10 protein-coding genes and 1 pseudogene are annotated in these 13,478 nt (G+C 68.6%); 6 read left to right on the plus strand and 5 right to left on the minus strand.

Features of this window, described 5'->3' with window-relative positions; genetic code table 11:
- Positions 1-60: 60 nt before the first annotated feature.
- The 5 genes from ACT3UF_RS04880 to ACT3UF_RS04900 form a co-directional block, all read right to left on the minus strand.
- On the minus strand, positions 61-939 hold the full coding sequence (locus tag ACT3UF_RS04880; protein ID WP_444599765.1) for a carbohydrate ABC transporter permease: 879 nt from the start codon (positions 937-939) through the stop codon (positions 61-63).
- 9 nt (positions 940-948) lie between these two features.
- Entirely contained in the window at positions 949-1,941 is a 993-nt protein-coding gene (locus ACT3UF_RS04885) for an ABC transporter permease (protein ID WP_444599766.1), read from the minus strand.
- Between the two features lie 73 nt (positions 1,942-2,014).
- On the minus strand, positions 2,015-3,544 hold the full coding sequence (locus ACT3UF_RS04890; RefSeq protein WP_441445839.1) for an extracellular solute-binding protein: 1,530 nt from the start codon (positions 3,542-3,544) through the stop codon (positions 2,015-2,017).
- Between the two features lie 85 nt (positions 3,545-3,629).
- The gene (locus ACT3UF_RS04895) at positions 3,630-4,313 is read right to left on the minus strand and encodes a DUF624 domain-containing protein (RefSeq protein ID WP_441445838.1); all 684 of its coding nucleotides are present in this window, start codon (positions 4,311-4,313) and stop codon (positions 3,630-3,632) included.
- The gene (locus ACT3UF_RS04900; protein WP_444599767.1) at positions 4,313-4,969 is read right to left on the minus strand and encodes a DUF1961 family protein; all 657 of its coding nucleotides are present in this window, start codon (positions 4,967-4,969) and stop codon (positions 4,313-4,315) included. Before ACT3UF_RS04900 ends, ACT3UF_RS04895 begins: the two co-directional genes overlap by 1 nt.
- A 469-nt stretch (positions 4,970-5,438) precedes the next feature.
- Here ACT3UF_RS04900 and ACT3UF_RS04905 point away from each other — a divergent pair, with 469 nt between their 5' ends.
- The 6 genes and pseudogenes from ACT3UF_RS04905 (at position 5,439) to ACT3UF_RS04930 (ending at position 13,281) form a co-directional block, all read left to right on the plus strand.
- Positions 5,439-6,437, plus strand: coding sequence for a LacI family DNA-binding transcriptional regulator (locus ACT3UF_RS04905; protein ID WP_444608118.1), 999 nt, complete (start codon positions 5,439-5,441; stop codon positions 6,435-6,437).
- A 234-nt stretch (positions 6,438-6,671) separates the two neighbouring features.
- A complete protein-coding gene (gene rhaI / locus ACT3UF_RS04910) occupies positions 6,672-7,850 on the plus strand; it encodes an L-rhamnose isomerase (protein ID WP_441445835.1) in 1,179 nt (392 codons plus the stop codon).
- 2 nt (positions 7,851-7,852) lie between these two features.
- Positions 7,853-9,904, plus strand: coding sequence for a bifunctional aldolase/short-chain dehydrogenase (locus ACT3UF_RS04915; RefSeq protein WP_444608119.1), 2,052 nt, complete (start codon positions 7,853-7,855; stop codon positions 9,902-9,904).
- Positions 9,901-11,424, plus strand: a complete 1,524-nt coding sequence (locus tag ACT3UF_RS04920) for a rhamnulokinase (RefSeq protein WP_444608120.1) — start codon at positions 9,901-9,903, stop codon at positions 11,422-11,424. Before ACT3UF_RS04915 ends, ACT3UF_RS04920 begins: the two co-directional genes overlap by 4 nt.
- 73 nt (positions 11,425-11,497) lie before the next feature.
- A pseudogene (locus tag ACT3UF_RS04925) lies at positions 11,498-11,827 on the plus strand (alpha-hydroxy-acid oxidizing protein); the annotation flags it as partial.
- 122 nt (positions 11,828-11,949) lie between these two features.
- Positions 11,950-13,281 carry an ISL3-like element ISPfr3 family transposase gene (locus ACT3UF_RS04930; protein WP_087137594.1) on the plus strand — a complete coding sequence of 444 codons (1,332 nt, stop codon included), beginning with the start codon at positions 11,950-11,952 and terminating at the stop codon, positions 13,279-13,281.
- The last annotated feature ends 197 nt before the right edge of the window (positions 13,282-13,478 follow it).

The raw sequence follows: 13,478 nt of genomic DNA on the forward strand, positions 1-13,478 counted from the left end.
TTGGCTCCGTTCAGAGGAGTGGTGACGCGGGGACGGAGGGCGGGACGGGCAGGCTCTCGATCAGCCCTTGACCGAGCCGATCATGACTCCCTTCGCGAAGTGCTTCTGCAGGAAGGGGTAGACGAGCATGATCGGGAGCGTCGCGATGACGATCACCGCGAACTTGAGCCCCTCCTTCGGGGGCACGAAGTTCGGATCGAGGTTGCCCAGCGTGGTCGAGGGATCGCTCGAGATCGTCACCTGGCGCACGAACATCTGCAGCGTCCACTTCGAGCTGTCGGAGATGTACAGCAGCGGCGACATGAAGTCGTTCCACAGCGACACCGCATAGAACAGCGAGAACGTGGCGATCACGGGCTTGGACAGGGGCAGCATGATCCGCCAGAAGGTCGTGAACTCGTTCGCCCCGTCGATCTCCGCCGCCTCCCGCAGCTCGCCGGGCAGCTGTTGGAAGAAGGTGCGGATGACGATGAGGTTGAAGGGGTTGATCGCCATCGGCAGGATCAGCGCCCAGTAGGAGTCCAGCAGCCCCATCTCCTTGACCACCAGGAACAGCGGGATCATGCCGCCGGAGAAGAGCATCGCGAAGAGCACCAGGCGCATGATCAGCCCCCGGCCCACCAGGTTCGGGTCCGAGAGCGGGTAGGCCATCAGCATCGTCAGGGTGATCTGCACGGCGGTGCCGATTACCGTGACTCCGATGGTCACCAGCAGGGAGCGGATGAACGTGTCGGTCGAGAAGATGTAGCGGTAGGTCTCCAGCGTGGGCGTGTTCGGCCAGAGGAAGAACGGGCGTGAGGCGATCTCCGACTCGGTCGCGAACGAGGCGGCGAGCACGTAGAGGAACGGCAGGATCGTGATGACCGCGAACCCGAGCAGCAGGGCGATGTTCAGGCCGTCGAAGATCTTGTCCCGCGGGGTGTCGTACTTGATGGACATCGGGGGCTCCTAGAACAGTGAGGACTCGGTGAACTTCTTCGCGAGCCAGTTCGCGCCGAGGATCAGTACGAGGCCGACGAGGGATTTGAACAGCCCGATCGCCGTCGAATAGCTGTAGGCGCCGTTGGTGATGCCCATGAAGTACACGTAGGTGTCGAAGACGTCCGCCACATCGCGGTTCAGAGAGTTCGTGAGCATGTAGATCTGCTCGAACCCGGTGTCCAGGAAGTTTCCGATGTTGAGGATCAGCATGATGATCACGGTGGGGATGATGGCGGGGATGGTCACGTGGCGCAGCTGCTGGAAGCGTCCCGCGCCGTCGATCATCGCCGCCTCGTACTGCTGCTTGTCCACGCCCGCCAGGGCGGCGAGGTAGATGATCGTGCCCCAGCCGGTGCCCTTCCACAGGGTCTGGACCATGATCAGGGGCCGGAACCAGTCCGGATCCGCCAGGAAGTTGACCCGCCCTCCGAAGAGGTCGTTGAAGAGCACCGTGATCGGGCCGATGTCCAGGGCGAACAGCAGATAGGTGAGGCCGGAGACGATCGCCCAGGACAGGAAGTGGGGAATGTAGATCGCTGTCTGGATGAACTTCTTCAGCATCTGCTTGCGCAGCTCGTTGAGCATCAGCGCGACGATGATCGGGGCGGGGAACGCCAGCACCACGTTCAGCAGCGCGAGGATCAGCGTGTTGCTCAGCAGCCGGCCGAAGTCCGGTCCGCTGAAGAGCCGCACGAAGTGGTCCCACCCCACCCAGGGGCTGCCCTGCATGCCGAGGAAGGGCAGGTAGTCCTGGAAAGCGATGGTGATGCCGTACATCGGGGCGTACTTGAACACCGCGAAGTAGACGATGCCCGGCAGCAGCATCAGGTACAGCATCGGGGAGCGGCGCAGCCGCTTCAGGAGGCTGCGCTTGCGGTGGGTGCTGCTCGCCTTCGGGGCGGGCGGCTCCTGCACTTCCAGCGGCACCGGGGCAGCGGCGCCGGGGCTGTGGTTCGTCATGACCATGGTCGATCAGTCCTCGTGGTCTGGGCGAGGGCGCGCCGTGAGGTGCGGCGCCCCCGCCGGCCGATGGTCAGTTCGAGCCCTGCTGGAACAGCTCGTTCATCTCATCGATGACCTGCTGGCCACCGCTGCTGGTCCAGCGCTCGAGCTCGGAGGTCAGGCCTGCTTCGTCGATCTGGCCGGCGAGGAACTTCAGCCGGGCGTCCACCACGATCTGGTCGAGGATCGCGCCGCTCTGGAGATATGACTTCGACATGTACGCAGCACCGGGGTTGAAAACGGCCGATTCGAGGTCGGATTCGTGGAAGGTCTTGCGTTTCTCGTCCAGTGCCGCCTCCGCCTCTCCCTCGGGCTTGGCGGGCAGGCCGAGATAGCCGTTGGACTGGCTGCCGATCTGCGCGAAGGCGGAGACGTCGCTCTGCACGAGCGAGGCCTCATCACTCTCGATCGGAACCGACTGCTCGCCGTCGACCTCGTAGTTGACCCCTTCGAGGCCGTTGTTCAGCAGGCGCTGGCCCTCCTCGGAGGAGAGCTTGTCCAGCGCGGCCAGGACGGTCGCGAGCTGGGCGTCACCGGGCACCGCGGCCTTCGGGATGGACAGGTACCCGGAGTAACCGGGAGTGGGCAGCGCCCACAGGGTGCCGTCGGAGTTCTTGAGGTTGCCGACCATGGTGACCTTGTCGAGGTACCCCTCGGGGTCCGCATCCTTGAACAGGCCCTGCAGCTGCAGACCGCGGGAGGAGACGTCGGCGATGATCCCGCCCTGACCGTTGAAGAAGGGCTCGTTCCAGGTGCCGCTGTCCATGGTCGCGAAGTCGGCGTTGATGTGCCCGGCCTCAGCCATGGTGCGCATCGTGCGGTTCGCCTCGATGAATTCCGGAGCGAGGAACGCTGGTGAGAGGGTTCCGCCCTCGTCCTTCCAGACGTTGGCGGTGCCGTACCAGGTCTCCCAGAGGTCGTAGGGGCCGTTGTTCCCATAGCCGCTCCAGGCGGGGATGATCAGGCCGGTGGTGGCCGAGCCGTCCCCAGCGGGGTCGTCCTCGGTGAAGGCGCGGGCGATCTCCATCAGGTCATCGGTGGTCTCCGGCTCGGCGAGCCCGAGGTTGTCCAGCCAGTCCTTGCGGATGCTGATCGCCGCGCGCATCGCGTCGCGCAACCGGAAGATCCCATAGGTGCGGCCGTTGATGCTGGCGCCGTGGGCGACCTCCGGGTTCTCCGGGGTGAGGTTCGGGTACTCGGGGAGGATGTCGGTCAGGTCCCAGTAGCCGCCGGCCTCAGCGGTCTGGGCGAACTCGGCGGTCTTGCCGGTCTGCACCATCACGTGAGGGATGTTGTCGCTGGCCATCGTGACGGTGACGCGGTCGCCGTAGCTGGAGTTCGGCACCCAGGTGATCTCCAGCGGCATGCCGATGAGCTCCTCGACGGCCTTCTGCAGCTGGCCCTCGGGATCCGGGGCCGTATCGGACAGGAGCGGCGCCATGATCTTCAGAGTGGTGATCTCGGCCTCGGCGTCGGCGGAGCTTCCGCCGCCGCAGGCGGCGAGTCCGAGGGCGGTGGCACCGGCGGCAGCGCCGCCGAGGAGGGTACGACGTGAGAACATCCTTGTTCCTTTCGTAGGCGGTGACGCAGGGTGCGTCATCGCGCAGTGGGAGCTGCCCCGTGGGGGCCACGCGGCAGCGGCAGGTTCAGGCAGAGGGTGCGGCGCTCGGCCGGTGCCCGGCGACTGTGCCGGGGACCGTTCGAGCACGGTGACCCGTCGTGGGCGGGTCCGCCGGACGGGAGAGCAGGTCCTCGTTGCGGTCCAGGGAACGACCCACGAGGTGATGGCAGATCAGGAGCGGCACGGCCGCCCCCAGGAACGGGAGCAGGCCGGGCAGGGCGAGCACCACGCCGCTCCATAGCGCGAGCACGGCGAGCAGCACGAGCGAGGTGGGGGCCTGGGCGAGTCCCAGCACCACGGCGCGCCCGAACACCCTGGTGGCGGGGAGGCGGTAGCGACGGTCAAGCTCCGGGATGTGGGCCAGCGCCACCAGCAGCAGCACGATGACCAGCCCCAGCACGACCTGGAGGACGAGAGGTAGGGCTTCGCTGAACACGGCCATGGCCGCCAGCAGCAGGAACACCCCGGGCAGGCCCAGCGTGACCTGGCTGCGCCAGAAGGAGTCCTTCCAGATGCGGGCAGCGCGGCGCCAGCGGATCGGCTCGCCCCGGTCGGCGCAGGCGGCGGCGTCGACCGCAGCCATGGTCGCGGGAGCCCAGCCCAGCACGATCCCCCCGGCGAGGGTGCCGAGCAGCCAGATCCCCTGGAGCACCAGAGCGCGCAGCACCAGGTCGGTGGCGCTCGAGAGTGCGTGGACGGTGCGGCCCATCAGAGCGCCTCGATGTGGAGGTTCGAGTATTCGGCGATGAGCGGTGCCATCTGGCGCAGCCCGATCGCGCCGCCGTGGCGGGTGGGGCCGCCCACGGTGCCGTCATCGGTCCAGCTGAGGCACGGGATGTCGTCGATCGTGAGGTCGACGGTGGCGCCTCGCCAGGTGAGCACCATCCGATAGGCGCGATCCACGTCGAGCACCGCGGGGAGCGGGTCCGCGCCCTGGGCGACGAGGTGGAAGCCGTGGCTCTTGCGCACGTTGCATGTGTGCAGGCTGCGCTCGGAAGGCCACATGCGGCGGAAGTAGGAGAGGTGGTAGGCGTCGATCGCACCGGAGTGGTACTGCTCATACTCCCCGGTGCGGGCGGGCAGCGCGGGATCATGGATCGAGCCACCGTCGCGGGCCTGCGCCGCCCAGAAGATCATGGCCAGGCCCGGCTCACGGAGGGGCCGGAAGTCCCAGGAGATGCGCACGTCCCCGTCATGGTTGATCGGCAGCCAGGCGACGAAGTTCGCGGCCTGTCCCTCTGCGGGGTCTGCTGCGCTCTCCAGCCGCAGGGCGCCGGTGGGGAAAGAAGCCACCATCGGTCCCTCGATGATCCAGCCCTCGAGGTGTTCGGGGCCGGACAGGCGGGACTCATGCAACGTTGTCATCTGCTGGCTCACCCCTTCCTCATCGAACCGGAGCCTCCCGGGACCGTGCGGTCCTCGGGGCTGGACAGCCGGCGGACCTTGTCGGTGGCCGCAAGTTTGAATCGTTCCAGCGTGGATTGTCAACCGCTTTCCCTAGATTCTTGGACGGCATCCCTCCGGGCCACCGAAGCATCGTCGGAGAAACCGCCGAGTGACCGTTCATCCGCTTCTCGTCCCGTACCGCACGGGACGCCCACCGTCGGGCAGCTCTCTGGCTTTGACCTGCAACAGCACGAGGCCACCGCCCGCCGCACGGAAACGGAAGTGTCCCCGCGCTTGTCACTCACGAGGACAATGCGGCTCCGTGGATGAACGGTCACCTGTTGTGAGATCGTGACCAGAAGTCGTCGCTCACCCTCCCGCAGGAAGCGGCGCTCGCCCACCCGGCGCGTGGACCGCCACCACGCCTCGATGCCACCGAGGAGATCCCATGAACGGCGTCCGCCGCCCCACCATCCGAGACGTCGCCCGCCTGGCAGGGGTCTCCCATCAGACGGTCTCGCGACATCTGCGGCACGACCCCACCGTGTCCCCGATGCTCGCGGCGCATATCGACGAGGCGGTCGCCCAGCTCGGATATCGACCGAACCTCGTGGCCCGAGCGATGCGCAACCGATCCACAGGGCGACTGGCCTTGATACTCCCCGCGGGCGACGACCACAGCTCGCTGGAGGTGCTCGCCGGCGCGAACAAGGCCGCACAGAACGCGGGCTTCGCGGTGGAGGTGGTCACCCTGCCGCCCGAGGAGCTGCGCGGTGGTCGCGTGGAGGAGCTCGCGGATTCCGGGCTGTACGAGGCGGTGCTCTCTCTCACCGACCTGCCCGGAGCCGACCGCCAGCGCCTCGGCACCGCTACGATCATCTCCGCACCCGTCTACGACGAGAAGATGCGCGGAGTGGGTCCGCTCTCCGAGGCATCCCGGATGTCCGAGCTGGTCACCCACCTCGCAGACCAGGGGCACCACGAGCTGCTGCACCTCACCGGCGACCACAGCCACCCCTCCTCACAGAGGCGCCGCGAGTCCTTCCTGCGCACGGTCCAGGAGCGCGGCCTGCATTCCGCCGGAGTGATCGACTGCGGTTGGGATGCGGAGAGTGCCCGACGTGCGATCCGCGAGCTGCCGGCGGATACGGCCGTCACTGCCGTCCTCGCCGCCAACGATCTCGTGGCCGCCGGCGCCATCCGCGGCGCCGCCGAGCGTGGCTGGCGAGTGCCGGAAGATCTCAGCGTGACCGGTTGGGACGACCTGGCGCTCGGCGCGTGGATGTCACCCTCCCTGACCACCGTCTCGATCGACCACCGTCGTCTCGGCGCGGAGCTGCTCGAGGAGCTGCTGCGGGTGATGCGCGGCGACTCCCCCGAGATGAATCGGCGATCGATCACGAAGGTCGTCTGGCGGGATTCCACCGGCCCAGCGCCTGTGCGGTGAGCAGGCTCGCGGACCGGTCGCCGCTGCCCCCGTCCTTTTCGAGAGCGGGCGGCGCTGCACGACGACCCACTTGCCCTATCCCTCCACAGAGGGCGCGTGCTAACCTCCATTGAGTCGTTTCAACACCGAGGTCATGATCCGTGTTCTCGCTCGAGATCCCTGCGCACACCGCGCAGATCCGACCGCCAGGCACAGCACGCCGTGAAGATACCGCCGCCGAAGGAGCGCCGCCCCATGCCCACGCCAGCCACCCTCCCCACCGAGATCGCCCGCGACCTCGCAGAGTTCACGATCGAGGTCCCCAGCTGGGGCTACGGCAACTCCGGTACGCGATTCAAGGTGTTCGGCACCCCCGGCACCCCGCGCGACCCCTTCGAGAAGATCGCCGACGCCGCCCAGACCCACGCCTTCACCGGCTCCGCGCCTCGGGTCTCGCTGCACTACCCCTGGGACAAGGTCGAGGATTTCGGTGCGCTGCGTGAGTACGCCGCCGAGCAGGGCATGACGCTGGGGATGATCAACTCCAACACCTTCCAGGATGATGAGTACAAGTTCGGCTCGCTCACCCACGGTGACAAGTCCGTGCGCCGTCGGGCGATCGACCATCACCTCGAGTGCATCGACGTCATGCGCGCCACCGGCTCCAAGGAGATGAAGATCTGGCTGGCTGACGGCACCAACTACGCAGGCCAGGACTCGATCCGCGCCCGTCAGGACCGACTGGCGGAGTCGCTGCAGGAGATCTACCTGGGCCTCGGCGACGACGAGCGCCTGGTGCTGGAGTACAAGTTCTACGAGCCGGCGTTCTACCACACTGACGTTCCGGACTGGGGCACGAGCCTCCTGCACTGCCTGGCGCTCGGCGAGAAGGCGCAGGTGGTGCTCGATACCGGGCATCACGCCCCGGGCACGAACATCGAGTTCATCGTCGCCCAGCTGCTGCGCCAGAACCGGCTCGGCGCCTTCGACTTCAACTCCCGCAACTACGGGGATGATGACCTGATCGTCGGCGCCGCGGATCCGTTCCAGCTGTTCCGGATCCTCTTCGAGATCGTCCAGCAGGAGGCGCACCGGCCCGCCGCCGGCGTGAACTTCATGCTCGATCAGTGCCACAACCTGGAGTCGAAGATCCAGGGCCAGATCCGCTCCGTGATAAACGTGCAGGAGACCCTGGTCAAGGCACTGCTGGTGGACCGGGAGGCGCTCGCCGCCGCCCAGGAGAGCAACGACGTGCTCGAGGCGAACGCGATCCTCATGGACGCGTTCTGGACCGATGTGCGCCCGGCGCTGGCCGCCTTCCGTGAGGAGCGGGGCCTGCCGGCGGATCCCTTCGCGGCCTTCCGCGCCAGCGGCTATGAAGAGAAGGTCGCCGCGGAGCGCGTGGGCGGGAACCAGATGGGATGGGGAGCCTGAGCATGAGCGAGAAGAGCTCCGCCCACGAGACCGTCGCCGCCCTGCTGGAGCGCTCCAACGCCCTGGGCTCCGACCCGAAGAACACCAACTACGCCGGCGGGAACACCTCCGCCAAGGGCTCCGCCATCGATCCGGTCACCGGCGAGGAGACCGAGCTGCTGTGGGTCAAGGGCTCCGGCGGCGACCTGGGGACCCTCGAGGAGAAGGGGCTGGCGGTGCTGCGCCTGGACCGGGTGCGCGCCCTGCGGGACGTGTACCCCGGGGTGGAGCGCGAGGACGAGATGGTCGCAGCCTTCGACTACTGCCTGCATGGCAAGGGCGGGGCCGCACCGTCGATCGACACCGCGATGCACGCCCTGGTCGACGCCGCACATGTGGACCACCTGCATCCCGACGCGGGGATCGCGCTGGCGACCGCAGCCGACGGCGAGCGATTGACCCGCGAGTGCTTCGGCGAGACGGTGGTCTGGGTGCCGTGGCGCCGGCCCGGCTTCCAGCTGGGCTTGGACATCGCCGCGATCCAGGCGGAGAACCCGGCCGCGATCGGCTGCATCCTCGGCGGGCACGGCATCACCGCCTGGGGCGAGACCTCGCAGGAGGCGCAGGAGAACTCGCTGCGGATCATCGCCGAGGCGACCGCGTTCCTCGAGCGCACCGGCTCGTCCGAGCCGTTCGGGGCGCATGATGCGAGTCGCGCTGCACTCCCGGAGGCGGAGCGCCGGGCGAAGGCGTCTGCCCTGTTCCCGATCGTGCGCGGGCTGGCCTCGACGGACTCGCCGATGGTCGGGCACTGGACGGACACCGAGGCGGTCCACGAGTTCCTCTCCTCCCAGAAGCTCGCCCCGCTCGCGGAGCTGGGCACGTCATGCCCCGACCACTTCTTGCGCACGAAGGTCAAGCCCCTCGTGCTGGACCTTCCGTCCGGCGCGAGCATCGAGGACTCGGTCGCGCGGCTCAAGGAGCTGCATGAGGCGTACCGGACGGACTACACCGCCTACTACGAGCGTCACGCCGAGGCGGACTCCCCCGCGATCCGCGGCGCCGACCCGGCGATCGTGCTGATCCCGGGCGTGGGCATGTTCAGCTTCGGGGCCGACAAGCAGACGGCGCGCGTGGCCGGCGAGTACTACGTCAACGCGATCAACGTGATGCGCGGCGCGGAAGCGATCTCGACGTACTCCCCGATCGACGAGTCGGAGAAGTTCCGCATCGAGTACTGGTCGCTCGAGGAGGCGAAACTGCAGCGCAAGCCCGCACCCAAGCCGCTCGCGAGCCGGGTCGCGCTCGTCACCGGCGGCGGCTCCGGGATCGGGAAGGCGACCGCCGAGCGCCTGGTCGCCGAGGGTGCCTGCGTCGTCATCGCCGACCTGAACCTCGAGAATGCCGAGCAGACCGCGCAGGAGCTGGGCGGGTCCGACAAGGCGGTGGCGCTGCGCGCCGACGTCTCCGATGAAGCGGCCGTGGTGCAGGCCGTCGCTGAGGCGGTCCTCGCCTTCGGTGGGCTGGACCTGATCGTCAACAATGCCGGGCTCTCGCTGTCCAAGCCGCTGCTGGAGACCACCGCGAAGGACTGGGACCTCCAGCACGACGTGATGGCGCGGGGCTCGTTCCTGGTCTCCCGCGAGACGGCCCGGGTGATGATCGACCAGGCCATGGGCGGGGACATCATCTACATCTCCTCGAAGAACTCCGTGTTCGCCGGGCCCAACAACATCGCCTACTCGGCGACCAAGGCCGATCAGGCCCACCAGGTGCGGCTGCTCGCCGCCGAGCTCGGCGGCCACCAGATCCGCGTCAACGGCATCAACCCCGACGGGGTGGTCCGCGGCTCCGGCATCTTCGCCGGCGGCTGGGGCGCCTCCCGCGCGAAGGTGTACGGGGTCGAAGAGAAGGACCTCGGCGAGTTCTACGCCCAGCGCACGCTGCTGAAGCGGGAGGTGCTGCCCGCGAACGTCGCGAACGCCGTGTTCGCGCTGACCGCCGGGGATCTCTCGCACACCACCGGCCTGCATATCCCGGTCGATGCCGGGGTCGCAGCCGCGTTCCTGCGATGAACGACGCGCAGGGCGCCGAGCCGGGCGGTCCGATCGCCGTCGCGGCGGTCGACCTGGGGGCGACCTCGGGCCGGGTGATGCTGGGTGTCCTCGCGGACGGTCGCATCGAGCTGATCGCGGCACACCGCTTCGAGAACCGGCTGCGGGACGAGGACGGTCAGCTGCGCTGGGACATCGACGCCCTCTGGGCAGAGGTGCGACAGGGGCTGCGTGCCGCGCACGACGGGGCCGTGGAGCGCGGTCTGACCGGCCTCGCCTCAATCGGGATCGACTCCTGGGCGGTGGACTACGGCCTGGTGGGTCCCGATCTCGTCGGGGCTGACGGTGCTTCGGTGCCCGGCAGCGGCGAAGTCCTCGGCGAGGTGGTCGCCTACCGCGATCACCGCACCGACGGGATCCCGGAGTCCTTCGCGGAGCAGGTGTCGCGCGAGCGGCAGTACACGCTCACCGGCATCGCCCAGCAGCCCTTCAACACGCTCTATCAGCTGGTGGCCGACGACCGCCCGGCGACGCTGCCTCCCGGCTCGACGCTGCTGATGGTCCCGGATCTGCTGGGGTACCTGCTCACCGGCGAGCGTCGCACCGAGCGCACCAACGCGTCGAGCACCGGGATGCTCGCGGTGGGTGGGCAGGGATGGTCCGCAGAGCTCCTGACCGCTGCCGGCGTGGACCCGGACCTGCTGGCGCCGCTGATCTCCCCCGGCGAGCGCCTGGGCACAGTGCTGCCGGAGCTCGTGCGCGAGCTCGGGATCGGTGAGGTGCCGGTCATCGCCGTCGGCTCCCATGACACCGCTTCGGCGGTGCTCGCGGTGCCGGCCGCGGACGATGCTCACCCCGTCGCCTTCATCTCCTCGGGCACGTGGTCTCTGATCGGGCTCGAGCTGAGCGCACCGGTCAGCACTGCGGCTGCGCTCGAGGCCGGATTCACGAATGAGGGCGGGGTCGACGGCACCACCCGCTTCCTCAAGAACGTGGCAGGAATGTGGCTGGTCAGCGAGTCGATCCGGCAATGGGAGGAGGAGGGGGCGCGCGTGGATCTCGCCGATCTGCTCGCCGCCGCGGCCGTGATGCCCGCTCATCGCTTCCGGATCGATCCCACCGATCCGGCGTTCCTCGCCCCCGGCCGGATGGCGGACCGGGTGATGCTCGCGGCCCGCCGGCTCGCAGGGGAGGACGAGCGACCCCGCACCCCGGCGCAGCTGGTGCGCTGCATCCTCGAGTCCCTCGCCGTGACCTACCGGGAGGAGCTCCACACCGCGTGCCGGCTCGCCCGGATGCCGCTGCCGGAGCGTCTGCATGTGGTGGGAGGTGGGAGCCGCAACGCGCTGCTGAATCAGCTCACCGCGGATGCCCTCGGCATCGAGGTGGTCGCCGGCCCGATGGAGGCCACGGCGCTGGGGAACGTCGCGCTGCAGGCCCGGGCGCTGGGTGCCGTCCCCGGTGAGCACGGCGCGCTGCGCGGGCTGGTGCGGGCGAGCGTTGAGCTGGAGCGGTTCAGCCCGTCGATCCCCTCCGGGTGACCTGTCGGACGTTCCAAGATCATCACGCCATACGGCCCTGTGCCACGTCGCGCCTATCGAAAGCAGACGACCCATGAGAAGACAGCTCCCCCAGCCCCGTGAACTGCTCGAGCTGATGCAGTTCAAGGCCCCCGACGTCAACGCCCGTCGGCGCCGGCTCCACGCAGCGCTGACCATCGAGGATCTGCGAGCGATCGCGAAGCGTCGCACGCCTCGGGCCGCCTTCGACTACACCGACGGCGCCGCGGAATCGGAGCTCTCGCTGGGCCGTGCCCGGCAGGCGTTCGCCGACGTGCAGCTCAACCCCGCGGTGCTCCGGGATGTCTCCGAGGTCGACACGTCGCGGCAGATGCTCGGCGGTCCCAGCGCGATGCCCTTCGCGATTGCACCGACGGGCTTCACCGGCTCTTCCCAGATGAGGGTGTAGCGCACGTCGCGCGGCGGGCCGGCGCGTCGGTGTCGGGGTGAGGGTCGAGGTCTCCCGAGGATGAGAGCTCCTACACACTCAGCCCGAAAGACCTCGACGTGCACGACGCTACCGTCGGCGGGCGCGCTGATGCGTTCGCCAGCCCCGACCTGACTGCCTTCTGCCGCCTCGACGAACTCGGCCTCGTTGTCACCGGGCAGCGACTCGAGCCGGATCGTGCCGTATTGGCCTGTCAGGTGGTCGAGCCCGACCAGTGGTGCCGGCGCTGCGGCTGCGAAGGGAGACCACGTGACACCGTGGTCCGACGGCTTGCCCACGAACCACTGGGCTGGCGGCCCACGACGCTGGAGGTCGTCGTGCGCCGTTACCGCTGCAGCGGCTGCGGGTATGTGTGGCGCCAGGACACCACCGCCGCGGCCGAGCCCCGGGCCAAGTTGTCTCGGCGCGCTCTGCGGTGGGCGCTGGAAGGGATCGTGGTCCAGCACCTGACCGTGGCTCGGGTCGCCGAGGGGCTCGGGGTGGCCTGGGACACCGCCAACGACGCCGTTATGGCCGAGGGCAAGCGGGTGCTGATCGACGAGGAGCACCGCTTCGAGGGGGTGAAGGTCGTCGGGGTCGATGAGCACGTGTGGAGGCACACCCGTCGCGGCGACAGGTACGTCACCGTGATCATCGACCTCACCCCAGTGCGAGATGGCACCGGCCCGGCACGGCTGCTGGACATGGTCGAAGGACGCTCCAAGCAGGCGTTCAAGACCTGGCTGGCCGACCGCCCGCAGGAGTGGCGCGACGGCGTGGAGGTGGTCGCGATGGACGGCTTCACCGGGTTCAAGACCGCCGCCGTCGAGGAACTGCCCGACGTGGTGACCGTGCTAGATCCCTTCCACGTCACGCGCCTCGCTGGCGAGGCGCTCGATGAGTGCCGACGGCGAGTTCAGCAGGCCATCTGTGGGCACCGCGGCCGCAAGGGCGACCCGCTCTATGCCGCCCGCCGGACCCTGTCCACCGGCGCCGACCTGCTCAACGACAAGCAGAAGGACCGACTGGACACCCTGTTCGCCGACGACGCCCACGTCGAGGTCGAGGTCACCTGGAGCGTCTACCAGCGCATGATCGCCGCCTACCGCCACGAGAACCGGCGCCACGGCCGCGAGCTGATGGCCCGGCTCATCGACTCGATCAGCACCGGCGTCCCCAAGGCCCTGGTCGAGATCACCAAGCTCGGCAGGACGCTGAAGAAGCGCGCCGCCGACGTCCTGGCCTACTTCGACCGGCCCAGCACCTCCAACGGGCCCACCGAGGCGATCAACGGCAGGCTCGAGCACCTGCGCGGCTCGGCGCTGGGGTTCCGCAACCTGACCAACTACATCGCCAGATCCCTGCTCGAGACCGGCGGGTTCAGACCCCGACTACACCCTGGATTCGGATGAGCCGGATTTCGCCGGTGTGCCGGCCGTCGCGGGTCAGCTGACGGCGTGAGGCGATGACCCGTTCTCGGACCGGGCGCGGCCCTCGCCGCCACGCGATTCTATGGCCTGCCCAGCCTCTGACCGATGTCTCGACTCATCCGTCCCGGTGGACCTAGGGAGTCGAGCCCTAGGTCCACCCGAGATGGATAAGACATCGC

The sequence above is a fragment of the Brachybacterium sp. AOP24-D1-21 genome (assembly GCF_052378665.1).
Taxonomy (GTDB): domain Bacteria; phylum Actinomycetota; class Actinomycetes; order Actinomycetales; family Dermabacteraceae; genus Brachybacterium.

Coding starts and splice junctions, on each gene's coding strand:
- ACT3UF_RS04900 (WP_444599767.1), bottom strand. CDS start 4,969: ATGACAACGTTGCATGAGTCCCGCCTGTCCGGCCCCGAACACCTCGAG.
- ACT3UF_RS04915 (WP_444608119.1), top strand. CDS start 7,853: ATGAGCGAGAAGAGCTCCGCCCACGAGACCGTCGCCGCCCTGCTGGAG.
- ACT3UF_RS04890 (WP_441445839.1), bottom strand. CDS start 3,544: ATGTTCTCACGTCGTACCCTCCTCGGCGGCGCTGCCGCCGGTGCCACC.
- ACT3UF_RS04885 (WP_444599766.1), bottom strand. CDS start 1,941: ATGACGAACCACAGCCCCGGCGCCGCTGCCCCGGTGCCGCTGGAAGTG.
- rhaI (WP_441445835.1), top strand. CDS start 6,672: ATGCCCACGCCAGCCACCCTCCCCACCGAGATCGCCCGCGACCTCGCA.
- ACT3UF_RS04880 (WP_444599765.1), bottom strand. CDS start 939: ATGTCCATCAAGTACGACACCCCGCGGGACAAGATCTTCGACGGCCTG.
- ACT3UF_RS04905 (WP_444608118.1), top strand. CDS start 5,439: ATGAACGGCGTCCGCCGCCCCACCATCCGAGACGTCGCCCGCCTGGCA.
- ACT3UF_RS04895 (WP_441445838.1), bottom strand. CDS start 4,313: ATGGGCCGCACCGTCCACGCACTCTCGAGCGCCACCGACCTGGTGCTG.
- ACT3UF_RS04920 (WP_444608120.1), top strand. CDS start 9,901: ATGAACGACGCGCAGGGCGCCGAGCCGGGCGGTCCGATCGCCGTCGCG.